Source organism: Streptomyces sp. 12E (assembly GCF_055633275.1).
The window spans coordinates 3,526,172-3,541,682 of record NZ_JBVNCJ010000001.1 but is presented as its reverse complement, the minus strand read 5'-3'; the positions used below and the strand labels follow the sequence as shown (position 1 = coordinate 3,541,682).

The window sequence follows — 15,511 nt, the reverse complement described above, 5'->3', positions numbered from 1 at the left end:
AACCGCCAAGTATCCGCCGCCCCGGACGGCCCTCACCTTCCAGATCCAACGGACCCGAAAGGGAAGCCTCATCATGCCCCAGCACGCCCCGAACACGCGCGTCTGCCGCGACTGCAACGGCTTCGCCACCGCCGCGATCACCACCGGCATCTGCCACGCCGACGGCACCCGCGCCACCCTCCGCGTCACCTGCCCCGCCTGCAAGGGCACCGGCCACACCGCCCCCGCCGGCGTCGTCCGGGCCGGGAGGTGACCGCGGTGGGACTCCTGAACTGGACCTCCAGCCAGCACTACGACCACGGCGGAGACTGCCCCTGCACCCAGTGCGGCAAGCCCACCCCACTGCGCTCACACTCCGGGGAACCGGTCCACAAGGTGTGCGCGGAGGACTGGAACGACCGCAACCCCAACGCCCCCCGTCACGAACACGAGGGCCGCGACCTCGGCACCCAGCGCTTCCACTCCGACCCCCCGCGCAAGCGCCGCAAGGACGGTGCTCGATGACCGATGCCGCCACCGCGGCGGGCCTGGACCCGGCCACCCTCGCCGATGTGCTGAGGCTGGCCGGGTCCACCGGCTTCGACCGCGTCCAGGACCAGATCCGCCGTACCGGCGGCTGCTCCGACCCGATCCACCTGATGGGCTCGACCGTCACCCGCGACGCCGCGACCGGGCACGTGCTGCACGCGTACTCGACCGACACCGAACCGGGCGGGCGGCTCCGCGTCGCCTGCGGCAACCGCCGTGCCTCGCGCTGCCCGGCCTGCGCCTGGACGTACGCGGGCGACACCTACCACCTGATCCGCGCCGGCCTCGTCGGCGACCCCGGCAAGGGCACGCCGGAGACGATCCGGGACCACCCGCGGGTGTTCGCCACCCTCACCGCGCCCTCGTTCGGCCCGGTCCACAACCGGCCCGGAAACCGGCCCTGCCGCTGCGGCGTCCGCCACGGCGAGGACGCTCCCGAGCTGGGCACCCCGCTCGACCCCGACACCTACGACTACGCGGGCGCGGTGCTGTGGAACAACCATGCCTCCGAGCTGTGGCGCTACTTCACGATCTACCTGCGCCGTGAGATCGCCAAGCGCGCCGGACTCACACAGAAGGACGCCAAGGAACAGTCCCGCGTCGCCTTCGGCAAGGTCGCCGAGTACCAGAAGCGCGGGGCTGTGCACTTCCATGCCGTGATCCGTTTCGACGGACCCGACGGGCCCGACGACCCCCCGCCCGCGTGGGCCACCCTTGACCTCCTCACCGACGCGATCCAGGCCGCCGCCGCCCGCGTGGAAGTCGACGTGCCTGCCTCCGGGGAGCAGCCGGCCCGCACCCTGCGGTGGGGCACCCAGCTCGACGTACGGCCCATCCGGGCCTTCGGCGACGGCGAGGAGATCAGCGAACAAGCGGTCGCCTCCTACGTGGCCAAGTACGCCACCAAGGCAGCCGAGACCACCGGCACCGTCGACCGCCGCATCGGCAACAAGGAAGCGCTCGTGCTGCTCGGCGTGCCCGACCACCCGGCCCGGCTCATCGCCGCATGCCTCGACCTGCACGCGCTCTACCCGGACCGCAAGCTCCGCGACTGGGCCCACATGCTCGGTTTCCGCGGCCACTTCTCCACCAAGTCCCGCCGCTACTCCACCACTCTCGGCGCCCTGCGCCAGGTCCGCGCCGACTACCGCGCCGCCCAGCAACGCGCCGCCCTCGGCCTGCCCGACCCCGACGACGAGGAGGCAACCACCCTGACCCTCGCCCACTGGACCTACGCCGGCCACGGCCACACCCCCGGCGAATCCTGGCTCGCCGCGAACATCCGCCGGGACCTGCAAGCAAGCCGCGAACTCGCACGCGAAGCGCTCACAGACATGCGCTCGGAAGGGGAGGACTGGTGACCGTGGACCGACTGCTCACCGTGCAGGAAGTCGCCGAACGCCTCGGTACGGGCGTGCGGTTCCCTCGTCGGCTCATCGAGGAGCGGCGGATCACCTTCGTAAAGGTCGGCCGTCACGTCCGTATCCCTGAGAGCGCGGTGAACGCCTTCGTGGCTGCCCACACCGTGCAGCCGGTCGCCCTGCGGGGTGCTGCCTGATGGCGTCGAAGCGTAGATCCCGCCGACCGTTCGGCCGGGTCCGTAAGCTCCCATCCGGCCGCTTCCAGGCTCGCTATCCGGGCCCGGACGGCGTGTTGCGGCCTGCGGATCGAACCTTCGCCACGTCGACGGACGCCGACCGGTGGCTCATGCGGAAGCGCATCGAGATTGAAGAGGGTCGTTGGCTCGACCCCGCTGAGGGGCGGACGACCGTGCGGGACTGGTCTGCTCGCTGGCTGGCTGCCGTTGCCCCACAGCTGAAGCACAAGACGCAAGCGACGTACCGCTCGCTGATCAACTCACGCATCAACCCGGCGCTCGGCGACCGGGAGTTGTCGAGTCTGCGGCCGATCACGGTTACTGAGTGGGTGGCCGCGATGCGTACCGAGGGTCTGAGTGCTTCGCGTATCCGCCAGGCGTACCGGGTGCTGTCGCAGATCATGGCGTCGGCCGTGGACAACGACCTGATCCCGCAGACTCCGTGCCGTGGTGTCCGGCTTCCGCGCATGCCGCAGACCGAACCGCACATCGTCACGCCGCTGGAGGCTTCGGGCATCGTCCGCGCTGCTGAGAAACCGCACGACCTGCTGATCGCGCTGCTCGCCTTCGCCGGTCTGCGGGTGGGGGAGGCGTTCGCGCTTCGGCGCTCGGACGTCGACGTCGCCGGCGGCTTCCTCCTGATCGACGAGAACCTTGCCGAGGCGAACGGCGCCCTCGTCTTCGACACCCCCAAATCTCATCAGAAGCGGCTCTTGCGGCTGGCACCCTCCCTGGCGAAGCGGCTCGGGGCCTACCTCGAGGAGCTGCCCGGCGGGGAAGACGCGCTGCTGTTCACCACGCCCGCGGGCAAGCCGCTGCGCTACAACCAGTGGCGCAAGGCGTACTTCGACCCTGCGGTCTCGGCGGCCGGCCTCACCGACGTGACTCCACATGACCTCCGGGCCTCCCACGGAACGTGGGTCGCCGACCAGTACGGCGTGATGACCGCCGCTCACCGCCTTGGCCATTCGAACGCAAGCGTCACCACCCGTCACTATGCCCGCCCCATGGTTGGTCGCGATGATCAGGTGGCTGCTGCAACGGATGCTTGGTTCAGGGGGCATGAACACATGTCGGCGACTGGCAGTGCGTATGACGAAGAGGACGGGCCTACCGAGTAACTCGCGCCCGTAGGACCTGCGGCTTGATCGCATCCTTCACCGAACGCTCGGCCACCACGGAACTTAACAGCCTCTGACCAGGATTCATGGTCAGAGGCTGTTCGGCTTCAGCTCCATCTCGCACAAAACCGAAATGTTTACGTGGTCGCGCCCGTCAATAGATTACCTGATTATGGCGATTTCGATCAAATGTGATTGTTGGGCCAGCTGGGGCGGTTGTGTGTGCTATTACTTTTCCAACATCATCACGAGGACTTAGGAGTGAGTGTGAGCTACGCTGATGCGTTCAATGAGTTGAGGCAGGATCGGGCAGAGGTTCTGAAGGATTTGCATTCCCGGGTCATGCGCCTTCATAGGGAGGCGGACGTTGCGTTGGCCAAGATCTCTTTGAAAGCAGCCAAGGTGGCGAGGGAAAGTGAAGAAATCCCCTGCTTGGTGCGTTGGACGCCGGGGCCGGAGCTGACCATCTATCACTCGGCTGATGCTCCCTGTGGACGTGTTCGGGACCGTCAGAACTTCAGGCAGTTGAGCGAGAAGGCGGCAAAGGATGCCTCGCCGCATAGGTGGCTTGAGCGCTGTAGCGCTTGTTCGTGGTCTCAAGCCGCCATGATTTATGGCAAGGGAAAACTGGGTCAGGAGTAGGGTTGCGTAAATCCGTTTGCAGTCTTGGCGGGCAGTAGTGGTGGAACGATGCTTGCAAGTGATCGTGGCTCGCTCGCGCGGACGTGCCGCCCGTGGTGGTACTGCTGTCCCTTCGAACCGTCCAGGGCGCCCGTTGATGGGGCACGTAGCGGGCACGGCGAGGATGAGGACGGGTGTGACTAGGTAGGTTTCAGCGCCTGACCTGCGAAAGAGCTGAGTGATCGTCTCGCTCTCGAAAGGTCTTGAAAACCGTCGTGGCAGCGATGTCACCGTGGGTTCAAATCCCACCGCCTCCGCGCTGAGAACAGCGCGAACGGCCTCCGACCGGGAAACCCGGTCGGAGGCCGTTCGCGTGCCGGTTCGCCGGCATCGACGGCCCCGGCCGGGGGAGACGTGCGCAAGGGCCGACCCGGGCGTTGGTGGACGACGGCTCTCGTGGCCGTGGCGCCGACCGGCGTCGTGTCCTGCGGCGTCCGGCGGGGCACGGAGATCCTCGCGGAGCCGGTCGTGGAACGGTGGGAGCTTCTCGGGCCGTGCCCGGGGGAACTTGGCTCGCCTTCCTGACGCCGGCGACCGCCCGTCGCGCGATCGTCCTCCGCAGGAGCGCACGAGCCCGGCCGGCCGGACCGTCCGTGGGTCAGGAGCGCTCGCGTGCGGCCGGGTTGTTCAGGCAGAGCGCGATGTTGCGGACCGCGGCGGTGAGTTCCTCGATCACCCGGGCCGCCTGCTCGGCGTTGTGGAAGGACGGGCCGCCCGCCAGCGCCAGGTCCAGTTCCCGTGCGGACCGGAGGGCCGGCTCGAGGACTTCGGCGGAGGCGGGTGCGGACGCCTCGGCCGCGGCGGCGGGCACGCTCGTGACCGCCGGGGGAAGAGGACCCGGCGGCACCGGGGCCGTCACGGGTGTGCCGGTGACCGCGGGCGCCGGCTCGGGCGCGACCGGTGGTGCCGACGGACCGGTCGGCGGCGTGCCGGCCCCCGGTTCTCCCCGGCGCCCGTCGGACGGGGCGGGGAGGACGCCGGAGTCACCGGTCACGGAGGCGCATTCCTCCTTTCCCGGCCGCGACGGCACGGCCGGCACGGGACGCGGGTCCTGGGAGGTGTGCCGGTCGTGCCGGGGGACGTCCGGCGCATGACGTGTCCGGGGGAGCACGAAGTGCTCGAAACCCGGGAACGAGGGAGTGGCGGAGTGCGTGGAGGGGCGCGGGCTGTACTCGGCCTGCCACTGCATGCGGTAGCGGTCGACCTGGTCGGCGCAGGCGGTGCGGGCGTGGAAGACGGCCGTGTCCTCCCCCAGGTCCGGGTACCAGAGGTTCGGGCCCGGGAAGCGAACGGTCCGCACCCGCGGCCTGATCGGCTCGGCGCACCCCATGCAGCAGCCCTCCGGCACCATGAGCGGGATGCCGCCGTCCTGCTCCGGCCAGCGGGGGCCGCCCTCCCAGCGGTACTCCCCGTGGCGGCAGGGCGGCAGCTCACCGCAGGCGCGGCAGACGGCGTAGTGCTCGGGGAGGACCCGCCAGTCGTGGCTGGCGGGAGCGCACCAGTGCTTCGGCGTGGAGCGGGGCAGGTTCTCGTTGCGCAGCACCAGCACCACCGGGCGCTTGTAGAACTCGGACCGCTCGGGGGCCGGTTTGACCGCCTGGTTGTTGGCACGCCGCAGTTCGTTGGCGTGCCACCACAGTTCCACGTGGTCGCGCCACGCCTTCTCGTAGGATTCCGGCCACCAGTCGTTCGGGTAGCCGTTGATCTCCAGGATCCGCCACCCCTGCCGGTCCAATACCACGATGGAGCCGGCCCGCAGTCGCATGTGCGTTCCGTTGTCCCCCTCGTCCGGCCAGTCGTGGCGGCCGATACGGGTGGGCTGGTCTGGGAGCCACCTGCGAACCTGCATGTCATGCTCCTCGGCAATGAAACTTCATAGTTTCAACTGGGGCAGTGGACAACATTCTGAACAATCAGGACGTTTAGGGTGGCGTAGACACGCGCACGCTGCTGACAGCAGATGATCGAAAGCGCCTTCCGCGTCATCGTTTTCTTTCGTGCGACCCCTTGCCACCAGGCTTTCTCACATCCGGAGCCTTCATCGGGCCCGGTCTCCGCGGGGCCCGGGGCAGCGGCTCCTTACCCCGGCGACGGCATCCGACACTCACCCGTACGTGTGGTGACGCTCGGATTGCGGCCCCTCCGTACGTGTGCATCGCCCCGCGGGACCGCCATCCCGCGCGCCCGGAGTGATCCGGACGCCGGTCCCCGGAGTTCTTCGTCCTCGGTCGGCCGCTCCCGGGACAGGATCCCGCGGCGAGGGCTCCGCGTCGCAGCCGGACGGTACGCGCGGGGAGGGCCGGGACCGGACGACGGTGAGGCGGGAGCGGTGCGGGGAACGGTCGCGGGCCGGATCGAGCGCCTCGGACCGGAAGCCGCCGACGCACGCCGCGGCGGGCAGCACCTCCACGGGGCCGAAGGCGCCGCGTACTGGTCGGGGTGCTCGCGCGGAGGCGGGACCAGGTGGACCGGCGCGTCGGGGAAGGAGCGCTCGGCGGACCGGAGCCGAGGAGGACACGGGAGAGCGACATGGCCGGCACTTCGGCACGGTGGTGCGTCGGGGTCTTTCGGTTTTCGCGGGGGAACGCGGGCAGCGGGTGAGGGGGGAAGAGGGGGTCAGGGGCGGTGCCCCGTCATCCGCGCCGCCGACGCGATCGTCGCGCGGGCTTCGCGTTCGGACAGACCGGTGCTGAGGGCCGCGCCGACCAAGGGGTCCACCAGGGCCGGGCCGATCCCGTCCTCGTAGGCACGGCAGGCCGCCCAGAACAGGCGGGTGTTGCGCTGGCCCTCGTGTGCCGCGAGCACGAATTGGACGAGTCCCTGGCCGTGCCCGCCGGTCGACGGGGGCGTCGGGTGGTGCGCGCGGGGCGGCGGGAGGAGCAGGCGCAGGAGGGTGGGCGGGCAGGGCGCCGGGGCCAGGCGCGCGGTGCCCGAAGCGGTGGTGTACGGGCCCCGGTCGGTGTGGGAACCGGGGCCGACGAGGTAGCCGCCGGCGCCCCGGATGTCGATGCCGGGGGCCAGGCGGCCCGCGGAGTTGGGGACGACGACGTCCGGCGGTCCGCTCAGCCACAGGTGGCGGCCGCCGCTCGGGGTCAGGACGATCACCGTGGCGGGGATCGTGAACAGGTGGCGCCGAGCCAGTTCGCGCAGGGCGGTGAACGGGTCCGTACCGGTCTTGGTGTCCAGGTCGACGCCGATGAGGTGGTGCGGGGGCAGTCCGCAGGCGATGCCGTAACCGGTGGCACGGGGTGCGGCGGCGAACAGTTCGCGGATGCGGGCGGGGTCGCTGGAGGCGTCGTGGATGCCGTGGCCGAGACGGCCGCACTCGCCGTGACAGGGCGGACCCGCCGGCTCCGTGGTGTCGCGGTGCGGTGAGCGCAGGGCCGGGAGCTTCGTCCGGGACAAGGGGATGACGGCCAGACCGCGCTCGGCGGCTGACAGGGCGTGCGCGAGGGCCGGCGTCGTGGCCTGCCGGTCGGTGGTGGCCATACCTCCATGCTCGGACACACGTTCGAAGAAGGGAAGGGGGTGTGCTGCGACGCACCGGGGCGGGGGTGTCGGCGGGAGAAGTGGCGGAACGCTTCCTCCCTTGCGAGGGCGGGGCGAGGGCTTCCTTCTCGGAGGGGAGGGGATTCCAGGGGCGCACGGGGGTTTATCGCCTTGTCGTCACGCTTGCGTGCGAATGACGGCGTCCGGGGTGGTTCGCCGGGGATCCCCTGGGCAACCCTGATCTCGCGACGTCGTGCACAGCACCGGGGCGGGGGGCAACTTCCCCGGTGGCAGCCGTAGTTCACGCGCACACGGCCATGAGCCGGTGCGTCCTTGTTCTGGAGGGAACACAACATGGCAAGCATCCGTACCGCCCGTCTCGTCGCCGCTGTCTCCGCCCTTCCGCTCGCGGCCGCCCTCTTCACCGGCGTCGCGGCGGCGGACAGCGGTGCCCTGGCGGACGACGGATCGAACGCGACGGCCACCAGTGCCGAGGTCGACGCCCTCGGCACCGGCGTCGGCGGCGACAACTTCGGCAACTCGGCCACCTCGCAGCAGCAGGCCACCGGACCCGGCGCCACGAACCAGAACAACACCGCCCAGGTCAACGGATCCGCCTTCACGGCCGTCAATCAGGGCAACGACAACGTGGCCATCAGCTTCAGCCCGCTGTGGTGAGGCCGGCCTCCTGACCGTACGGGTGCGCTTCGTGGGGTGCGGGGCGTCCGGGCGGCGGTGCTCCGGCGCCGCCGCCCGGACGCCCCGGGACGCGGACTTCGGCGGTCCGGGCGGTCCGGGCGGTCCGGGCTTTCCTCAGGGGCCGACCCGCAGTGTCCCTCATCCGCTCGTCCACCTCCAGGAGGTGGAGCGGGCCCCGCCCCTACAACCTGAGGGGGACGTGCCTTCGGGACCTGCGGGCGATCCGCCGGGCCGGCCCCGCTCATAGCGTTGAGCCATGACCACACCCGTCTGCACCAGCGCTTCGAAAGCCGCCACTCCAGCGACAGCGGCGCAGACCCTCCCGTACCCCTCGTTCTCGTCGTACATGAGGGCTCGCCAGCCGGTGCTCCTGCGTACCGCCCGGTCGTTGACCGGGAATCCGAGCGACGCGGAGGATCTGCTGCAGACCGCGCTCGCCAAGACGTACGTCGCCTGGGAGCGCATAGAGGACCACCGGGCGCTCGACGGCTATGTGCGCCGGGCGCTGCTGAACACGCGCACCTCGCAGTGGCGCAAGCGCAAGGTCGACGAGTTCGTCTGCGACGAGCTGCCCGAGCCCGACCCGGTGCACGGCGGCGACGACCCGGCCGAGCGGCAGGCGCTGCGCGACGCGATGTGGCGGGCGATCATGCGGCTGCCCGCGCGGCAGCGGGCGATGGTCGTGCTGCGGTACTACGAGGACCTCAGCGAGGCCCAGACGGCCGAGGTGCTCGGCGTCTCGGTGGGCACGGTGAAGTCGGCCGTGTCGAGGGCGCTCGGCAAGCTCCGCGAGGACGCCGAACTGGGGCTCGTCCGCAGCTGAGACGCGCCGGTCCCCCGGCACGGAGTGATCGATCATCCGCTCCCCTAGTGACATACCGCGCGGTATGTGCGCAGAATCAGCGCAACCCGTACCGCCGCGCAGGCAATGTCGCCCAGGAGGACGCCGTGCTGAGCACCATGCAGGACGTACCACTGCTGATCTCGAGGATCCTGACCCACGGGTCGACGATCCACGGCACCTCACAGGTGACCACCTGGACCGGCGAGGGCGGACCGCACCGCCGTTCCTACGCGGAGATCGGCGCCCGGGCGGCCCAGCTGGCCCACGCCCTGCGCGACGACCTCGGCGTCACCGGCGACGACCGGGTCGCCACGCTCATGTGGAACAACGCCGAGCACGTCGAGGCGTACTTCGCGATCCCCTCCATGGGCGCCGTCCTGCACACCCTGAACCTCCGCCTCCCGGCCGAGCAGCTCGCGTGGATCGTCAGCCACGCCGCGGACCGGGTGATCATCGTCAACGGTTCGCTGATCCCCCTGCTGGCCCCGCTGCTGCCGCACCTGAAGACGGTCGAGCACGTGGTCGTCTCCGGACCCGGCGACCGCTCCGCCCTGGCGGACACCACCGCGCGGGTGCACGAGTACGAGGACCTGCTCGCCGGACACCCCGTCGCCTACGACTGGCCGGAGCTGGACGAGCGTGCCGCCGCCGCCATGTGCTACACCTCCGGCACCACCGGCGACCCCAAGGGCGTGGTCTACAGCCACCGCTCGATCTACCTGCACTCCATGCAGGTCAACATGGCGCAGTCGATGGGCCTGACCGACCAGGACACCTCGCTGGTCGTCGTCCCGCAGTTCCACGTCAACGCCTGGGGTCTGCCGCACGCCACCTTCATGACCGGCGTCAACATGCTGATGCCGGACCGCTTCCTGCAGCCCGCCCCGCTCGCCGAGATGATCCAGGGTGAGAGGCCGACCCACGCCGCCGCCGTCCCCACCATCTGGCAGGGCCTGCTCGCCGAGCTGACCGCCAAGCCCCGGGACGTCTCCTCCCTCACCCAGGTCACCATCGGCGGCTCCGCCTGTCCCCCCTCCCTGATGGAGGCGTTCGACAAGCTGGGCATGCGGGTCTGCCACGCCTGGGGCATGACGGAGACCTCCCCGCTCGGCACCGTCGCCCGCCCGCCGGCCCACGCCGTGGGCACCGAGGAGGAGTTCGCCTACCGGCTGACCCAGGGCCGCTTCCCGGCCGGCGTCGAGGCCCGCCTCACCGGCCCCGGCGGCGAACGCCTCCCCTGGGACGGCGAGTCCGCCGGTGAGCTGGAGGTCCGCGGCAACTGGATCGCCGGCGCCTATTACAACGGTCCCGAGGCGGAGCCCCTGCGCCCGGCCGACAAGTTCAGCGAGGACGGCTGGCTGAAGACGGGCGACGTCGGGACGATCTCCCCCGACGGCTTCCTCACCCTCACCGACCGCGCCAAGGACGTCATCAAGTCCGGCGGCGAGTGGATCTCCTCGGTCGAGCTGGAGAACGCGCTGATGGCCCACCCGGACGTCGCCGAGGCCGCCGTCGTCGCCGTCCCGGACGACAAGTGGGGCGAGCGCCCGCTGGCCACGGTCGTCCTCAAGGAGGGCTCCACCGCCGACTTCACCACCCTGCGCGCCTTCCTCCAGGAGGAGGGGAGGATCGCCAAGTGGCAGCTCCCGGAGCGCTGGACGGTGATCGCGTCGGTGCCGAAGACCAGCGTCGGGAAGTTCGACAAGAAGGTGCTGCGCAGGCAGTACGCCGAGGGGGAGCTGGACGTCACCCGGCTCTGACGCCGGCGTACGCCGGACGCGCCGGGCGGTGGGCGGACCTCGCCGCACGCCGTCCGGCGGCGTGCGGCTCCGGTACCGGGTGCGCGGGCGGCGGGTGCCCAGGCCGTACGCGGCGACGGCCGGGCTGGAGGTGGTGGTCGGGGCCAGGGCCGCGTGGATCGTGACCGCGGTGACGAACAGCGCCCGGACGACCTGCCCGCCCCGCCGGAACAGCGGCACGGAGACGGCCGCGAGCGGATGCGCCCCGGTACGGCCCGGGCGAGCGGCGCACCGGGCCGGGCAGCGCGGTGAGGCCGCCGAACGGCGATTCGAGGCGGCGGTCACCGGACCCGCCCGCTGACGGCGGCGCGGGTCAGTTGGTCCCGATCCGCGACAGCAGGTCGACGATCCCTTCCTGCACCTCTTCGCTGGTGGACCGCTCCGCCAGGAACAGCACCGTCTCGCCGGAGGCCAGCCGCGGCAGGTCCGCCTGGCCGACGGCGGCCGTGTAGACGACGAGCGGGGTGCGGTTGAGCTGCCCGTTCGCCCGCAGCCAGTCGACGATCCCGGCGGCCCCGGCCCGGCGCCGGTGCACCTGCATCAGGTCCATCACCACCAGGTTCGGCCGGAACTGCCCCGCCAGCGCCACCGCGTCGGCGTCGCTCGCGGCCCGCGCGACCTGCATCCCGCGCCGCTCCAGCGTCCCGGTCAGCGCCAGCGCGATCTCCGCGTGCTCCTCGATCAGCAGCACGCGCGGGGGGTGCTGTTCGCTGTCGCGCGGCGCGAGCGCCTTCAGCAGTACGGCGGGGTCGGCGCCGTACGCGGCATCGCGCGAGGCCTGTCCGAGCCCGGCGGTGACCAGCACCGGCACCTCGGCGGCCACCGCCGCCTGCCGCAGCGACTGCAGGGCCGTACGGGTGATCGGCCCGGTCAGCGGGTCCACGAACAACGCGGCGGGGAACGCCGCGATCTGCGCGTCGACCTCCTCGCGCGAGTGCACGATCACCGGTCGGTAGCCGCGGTCGCTCAGCGCCTGCTGCGTGGTGACGTCCGGCGCGGGCCACACCAGCAGTCGGCGCGGGTTGTCCAGCGGCTCCGGCGGCAGCTCGTCGTCCATGGGCTGCGGACGCGGCGGGTCCGCCACCTCGACGGCTCCGCCCGGACCGTCCAGCGGCTCGGGTCCCTCGGCGGCGTCCGCGTCGGGCGCCCCTATGGCGTACGACCGCCCGGTGCCCTCGGTCCCCGGCGCGAGCCGGGACTGCGCCGGCGCGTGCGCATGGGCGGGTACGGGCTCGGCCGACGGGTGCGGGCGCGCGTTCTGCTCCTTGCCCGCGGCCGGGTCGGGGCGTGTGCCGAGCTTGCGGCGGCGGCCGGAACCGCCCGGCTGGTGCGGGGGAGGCGTGGCCGACGGCAGCGGCTGCTGCACCTGGACGGCCTGCCGGTTGAACGGCACGCCCTGCCCCAGCGTCCGCACGCTGATCGCCCGCCCCTGTGTGGAGTCAGGATCGACCGGCGCCGCGGCCTCCGCGGGCAACGGCTGGGCGGCCCGCTGCACCGGCGCGCCCTCGGGCGGCAACGGGGTACCGGCGGCGGGCGTCGGCTGCGCCGGGCTCGCGGCCGTACCGGCGGCGGGCCACTGCTGCGGAGCGGGGGCGCCCTCGGCCGCGGCCTCGGCGGGAAGCGGCTGCGCGACGGGAAGCGGCTGCGCCGCCGTTCCCCGCGCGGGTACGGGAGCGGGGGGTGCGGTGCTTTGCGGCGGTACGGGGGCCCCCTGCGGGGGGACGGTCGCAGCCTGTGCGGGTGCGGGGGCGCCGTGTGCCGGTACGGGGGCCCCTTGCGGGGGGACGGTCGCAGCTTGTGCGGGTACGGGGGCCCCTTGCGGGGGGACGGTCGCAGCCTGTGCGGGTGCGGGGGCGCCGTGTGCGGGGGGTGCGGTGTTCTGCGGCGGTACGGGGGCCCCCTGCGGGGGGACGGCCGCAGCCTGTGCGGGCACGGGAGCCCCCTGCGGCGCAGGGGAAGTGCCCTGCGCCGGGATCGCGGCACCCTGAACCGGACCGACCGCACCCTGAGCGGGCACGGGGGTCCCCTGCGGCGGAACCGGAGCCCCCTGCGCGGGCGCCGCTCCCCACGGTGCCGAAGCCCCTGGAGCCTGGGCGGTCGCCGCCTGCGCGGCCGGAGCGGAGACCTCGGCGGGGGAGCCGTCGGGCTCCGCCGGCTGGGCGACGGCCCGCCGTCGGCGGCCCGTCGGGGCACTGGTGGGGTGCGGCTGCGGCGGAGTGTGGTCGTCGGCCTGGTCGAGCGGAACGGCGTCATGACGGCCGTTGTCGACCCCGTCCTCCCGGACGATCCCGGCCTGTCCGATCGCCCCGGCCTGCCCGATCGCCTCGGCCTGTGCCGTCTCTCCGGTCTGCTGTCCCTGGTCCGCCCCGGCCGGCGGCAGGGCGAACACCGTACGGGGCGCGACCTCCTGCGCGGCCGCCCGCTCGGTGGCGGCGGCCAGCGCCCGCCGACGCCGTCCCGTCGGCTGCGACTGCCCCGACGCCTGAGCCGGAACGTGCACCGCGACCCCGGCCTGGGGCGCGCCGGCCGCCTCGTCCCCGCCGGACGGCGCGGGCAGCGCCGGCGGCAACGCGTGCTGTTCGCCCTCTTCGCCGGACCCGTGCCGGGCACGCCGCCCGGACGGCGCCGGCACCCCCTGCGGCGGTACGGTCCCGCCCAGCCCCGTGTTCGACGCGGCGGCTCCCGCCGCGTGCTCGGCGGCGGTGACGACGGCCCCCTCGGACACCCCGGTCGCTCCGGCGAGCTCGACCTCGGCCCCCACCACGGCCGGCGCGTCCTCGGCCGGCCGGCCGCGCCGGCGCCCGGTACCGCTGGACTCCGCCTGCGTCGCCTGGGCCGGAAGCTGTGCCTGCGCGGGCTCGTCGTCGGCGGTGGCCGCCCGGCGCCTGCGCCGGCCGGTGGGCGTGGCCTCCGTACCGGAGTCGTCGCTCGCGCCCGGCACCTCGCTCTCCAGGAAGGCGTCCACGGACGCCCGCCGCGCCCGGCGCCGCCCACCACCGGAGGCCGCGGGCTCGGCGGGAGCGGGCTCGGCGGGAGCGGCCTCCTCGGCCGGAACCGCCGTGCCCGGGGCGGCCGCCACGGACCCCGCCCCACCCCCGATCGGCACCTCGAGGACGAACGCGCCGCCGCTCGTCCCGGGCACCTCGTGGGTCTGCAGCACACCGCCGTGCGCCCGGACGATCCCGCGCACGATCGGCTCGTGCACCGGGTCGCCGCCGCCGTACGGTCCGCGCACCTCGATGCGGACGACCTCGCCGCGCTGCGCCGCCGCGACCACGACCGTGTTGTCCAGGTAACCGCCGGCCGCCACGGGCGTGTTGCCGGTCGCGTCGACGCCCGCGACGTCCGCGACGAGGTGCGCGAGGGCGGTCGCGAGCAGCCGCGGGTCGACCTCGGCCTCGATGGGCGGCGCGTGCACGGCGAACTGCACCCGCCCGGGGCCGACGAGCTCCACGGCACCGTCCACCCCGGCGCCGACGACGGCGTCGAGCATCACCTTCGTACGGGCGACCTGCTCGCTCCCGGCGTCGAGCCGCTGGTAGCCGAGGACGTTGTCGATGAGGGTGGTGATCCGGGCGTAGCCGGCCGACAGGTGGTGGAGCACCTGGTTGGCCTCGGGCCACAGCTGCCCGGCGTCGTCGGCGGCCAGCGCGGACAGCTCGCGGCGCAGTTCGTCCAGCGGGCCCCGCAGGGACCGCCCGAGCAGGGTGAGCAGCTGGTCGTGCCGCGCGGCGAGGGCCTCGTAGCGGTCCTTCTCCCGCTCGCCGAGCGCGGCGTACCGCTCCTCGTTCGCGGCGAGTTCCTCCGCGTGCCGCTCGCGCAGCTCCTCCAGCTCGGTGACGTGGCCCTGGCGCAGGGCGGTGAGTTCGGAGGCGTGTTCCTCGGCGAGCCGTTCCAGCTCCTCGGCGTGCTCCCGCTCGGCCTTCTCCTTCTCCTCGACGAGCGCGTCGTAGGGGCGGCGGTCGAGGAACGTCATGACGGCGCCGACGAGCTGGTCGCCGTCGCGCACCGGCGCGGTCGTCAGGTCGACCGGCAGCTGGTCGCCGTTCTTGGCGTACAGCACCTGACCGCGCACCCGGTGCTTGCGCCCGGAGCGCAGGGTGTCGGCGAGCGGGGACTCGTCGTACGGGAAGGGGGAACCGTCGGCGCGCGAGTGCAGGACGAGCGTGTGCAGTTCGCGTCCGCCGAGTTCGCCGGCCCGGTAGCCCAGTATCTGGGCGGCGGCCGGGTTGACGAGGACGATCCGCCCGTCGGTGTCGGTCCCGACGACGCCTTCGGAGGCGGCGCGCAGGATCATCTCGGTCTGCCGCTGCGAACGCGCGAGCTCGGCCTCGGTGTCGACGGTGCCGGAGAGGTCGCGGACGACGAGCATCAGCAGCTCGTCGCCGGTGTAGCCGGAGCTGTCGTAGGCCTGCTGGCCGTTCTCCAGATTCGCACTGGTGACCTCGACCGGGAACTCGGTCCCGTCGGTCCGCCGGGCGACCATCCGCGTCGGCTTGGTGCGTGCCCGGGGATCGATGTGGTCGGGCCGCCGCATGGACCCCGGGATGAGCTTGGAGTCGAACTGCGGCAGCAGGTCCAGCAGCCCCCGGCCCACCAGCGCCGTGCCCGGGGTCTCGAAGGCCTCCAGGGCGATGGCGTTGGCGTTGACGACCGTCCCGTTGGCGTTGACCAGCACCAAGGCGTCAGGAAGGGCGTCCAGTATGGCTGCGAGGCGAGCAGTGCCCCGGGATGGCCTGCTGCTCACGAGACG

The 15,511-nt window shown here is 72.6% G+C and carries 13 protein-coding genes; 10 read left to right on the top strand and 3 right to left on the bottom strand.

Annotated features, from left to right (window positions below):
- Window positions 1-73 precede the first annotated feature (73 nt).
- The 6 genes from ACZ8ZB_RS16475 (at window position 74) to ACZ8ZB_RS16450 (ending at window position 3,888) form a co-directional block, all read left to right on the top strand.
- Entirely contained in the window at window positions 74-253 is a 180-nt protein-coding gene (locus ACZ8ZB_RS16475; protein ID WP_470738462.1) for a hypothetical protein, read from the top strand.
- Between the two features lie 5 nt (window positions 254-258).
- Window positions 259-504, top strand: a complete 246-nt coding sequence (locus ACZ8ZB_RS16470) for a hypothetical protein (RefSeq protein ID WP_470738461.1) — start codon at window positions 259-261, stop codon at window positions 502-504.
- Window positions 501-1,889, top strand: a complete 1,389-nt coding sequence (gene repSA, locus ACZ8ZB_RS16465) for a replication initiator protein RepSA (RefSeq protein WP_470738460.1) — start codon at window positions 501-503, stop codon at window positions 1,887-1,889. The genes ACZ8ZB_RS16470 and repSA overlap by 4 nt, the downstream gene beginning before the upstream one ends.
- Complete coding sequence (locus ACZ8ZB_RS16460; protein WP_470741505.1) at window positions 1,883-2,086, top strand: helix-turn-helix domain-containing protein; 204 nt, start codon at window positions 1,883-1,885, stop codon at window positions 2,084-2,086. The genes repSA and ACZ8ZB_RS16460 overlap by 7 nt, the downstream gene beginning before the upstream one ends.
- On the top strand, window positions 2,086-3,246 hold the full coding sequence (locus ACZ8ZB_RS16455) for a tyrosine-type recombinase/integrase (RefSeq protein WP_470738459.1): 1,161 nt from the start codon (window positions 2,086-2,088) through the stop codon (window positions 3,244-3,246). The genes ACZ8ZB_RS16460 and ACZ8ZB_RS16455 overlap by 1 nt, the downstream gene beginning before the upstream one ends.
- Before the next feature lie 267 nt (window positions 3,247-3,513).
- Window positions 3,514-3,888, top strand: coding sequence for a hypothetical protein (locus ACZ8ZB_RS16450; RefSeq protein ID WP_470738458.1), 375 nt, complete (start codon window positions 3,514-3,516; stop codon window positions 3,886-3,888).
- Window positions 3,889-4,525: 637 nt separating this feature from the next.
- On the opposite strand, the gene ACZ8ZB_RS16445 is transcribed toward ACZ8ZB_RS16450, so the two are convergent.
- Together ACZ8ZB_RS16445 and ACZ8ZB_RS16440 are read right to left on the bottom strand one after the other, a co-directional pair.
- The gene (locus ACZ8ZB_RS16445) at window positions 4,526-5,776 is read right to left on the bottom strand and encodes a hypothetical protein (protein ID WP_470738457.1); all 1,251 of its coding nucleotides are present in this window, start codon (window positions 5,774-5,776) and stop codon (window positions 4,526-4,528) included.
- A 767-nt stretch (window positions 5,777-6,543) separates the two neighbouring features.
- Window positions 6,544-7,416: a bifunctional DNA primase/polymerase gene (locus tag ACZ8ZB_RS16440; RefSeq protein WP_470738456.1), complete on the bottom strand. Its 873-nt coding sequence runs from the start codon at window positions 7,414-7,416 to the stop codon at window positions 6,544-6,546.
- Window positions 7,417-7,770: 354 nt separating this feature from the next.
- On the opposite strand from ACZ8ZB_RS16440, the gene ACZ8ZB_RS16435 reads away from it, so the two are divergent.
- The 4 genes from ACZ8ZB_RS16435 (at window position 7,771) to ACZ8ZB_RS16420 (ending at window position 11,059) form a co-directional block, all read left to right on the top strand.
- Window positions 7,771-8,094 (top strand): hypothetical protein, encoded by a 324-nt coding sequence (locus tag ACZ8ZB_RS16435; RefSeq protein WP_470738455.1) that lies wholly within the window; start codon window positions 7,771-7,773, stop codon window positions 8,092-8,094.
- Window positions 8,095-8,371: 277 nt separating this feature from the next.
- On the top strand, window positions 8,372-8,938 hold the full coding sequence (locus tag ACZ8ZB_RS16430) for a SigE family RNA polymerase sigma factor (protein WP_470738454.1): 567 nt from the start codon (window positions 8,372-8,374) through the stop codon (window positions 8,936-8,938).
- A 137-nt stretch (window positions 8,939-9,075) separates the two neighbouring features.
- The gene (locus ACZ8ZB_RS16425) at window positions 9,076-10,719 is read left to right on the top strand and encodes a long-chain fatty acid--CoA ligase (protein WP_470741504.1); all 1,644 of its coding nucleotides are present in this window, start codon (window positions 9,076-9,078) and stop codon (window positions 10,717-10,719) included.
- A 28-nt stretch (window positions 10,720-10,747) separates the two neighbouring features.
- On the top strand, window positions 10,748-11,059 hold the full coding sequence (locus ACZ8ZB_RS16420) for a hypothetical protein (RefSeq protein ID WP_470738453.1): 312 nt from the start codon (window positions 10,748-10,750) through the stop codon (window positions 11,057-11,059).
- A 12-nt stretch (window positions 11,060-11,071) separates the two neighbouring features.
- Here the strand turns inward: ACZ8ZB_RS16420 and ACZ8ZB_RS16415 are convergent, their stop codons facing one another.
- Window positions 11,072-15,505 carry a hybrid sensor histidine kinase/response regulator gene (locus tag ACZ8ZB_RS16415; protein ID WP_470738452.1) on the bottom strand — a complete coding sequence of 1,478 codons (4,434 nt, stop codon included), beginning with the start codon at window positions 15,503-15,505 and terminating at the stop codon, window positions 11,072-11,074.
- Between the last annotated feature and the right edge of the window lie 6 nt (window positions 15,506-15,511).

What these genes read in the sequence shown, in the direction of transcription:
- ACZ8ZB_RS16455 (WP_470738459.1), top strand. Translation starts at nt 2,086, where the DNA reads ATGGCGTCGAAGCGTAGATCCCGCCGACCGTTCGGCCGGGTCCGTAAG.
- ACZ8ZB_RS16445 (WP_470738457.1), bottom strand. Translation starts at nt 5,776, where the DNA reads ATGCAGGTTCGCAGGTGGCTCCCAGACCAGCCCACCCGTATCGGCCGC.
- ACZ8ZB_RS16435 (WP_470738455.1), top strand. Translation starts at nt 7,771, where the DNA reads ATGGCAAGCATCCGTACCGCCCGTCTCGTCGCCGCTGTCTCCGCCCTT.
- ACZ8ZB_RS16425 (WP_470741504.1), top strand. Translation starts at nt 9,076, where the DNA reads ATGCAGGACGTACCACTGCTGATCTCGAGGATCCTGACCCACGGGTCG.
- ACZ8ZB_RS16440 (WP_470738456.1), bottom strand. Translation starts at nt 7,416, where the DNA reads ATGGCCACCACCGACCGGCAGGCCACGACGCCGGCCCTCGCGCACGCC.
- ACZ8ZB_RS16430 (WP_470738454.1), top strand. Translation starts at nt 8,372, where the DNA reads ATGACCACACCCGTCTGCACCAGCGCTTCGAAAGCCGCCACTCCAGCG.
- ACZ8ZB_RS16475 (WP_470738462.1), top strand. Translation starts at nt 74, where the DNA reads ATGCCCCAGCACGCCCCGAACACGCGCGTCTGCCGCGACTGCAACGGC.
- repSA (WP_470738460.1), top strand. Translation starts at nt 501, where the DNA reads ATGACCGATGCCGCCACCGCGGCGGGCCTGGACCCGGCCACCCTCGCC.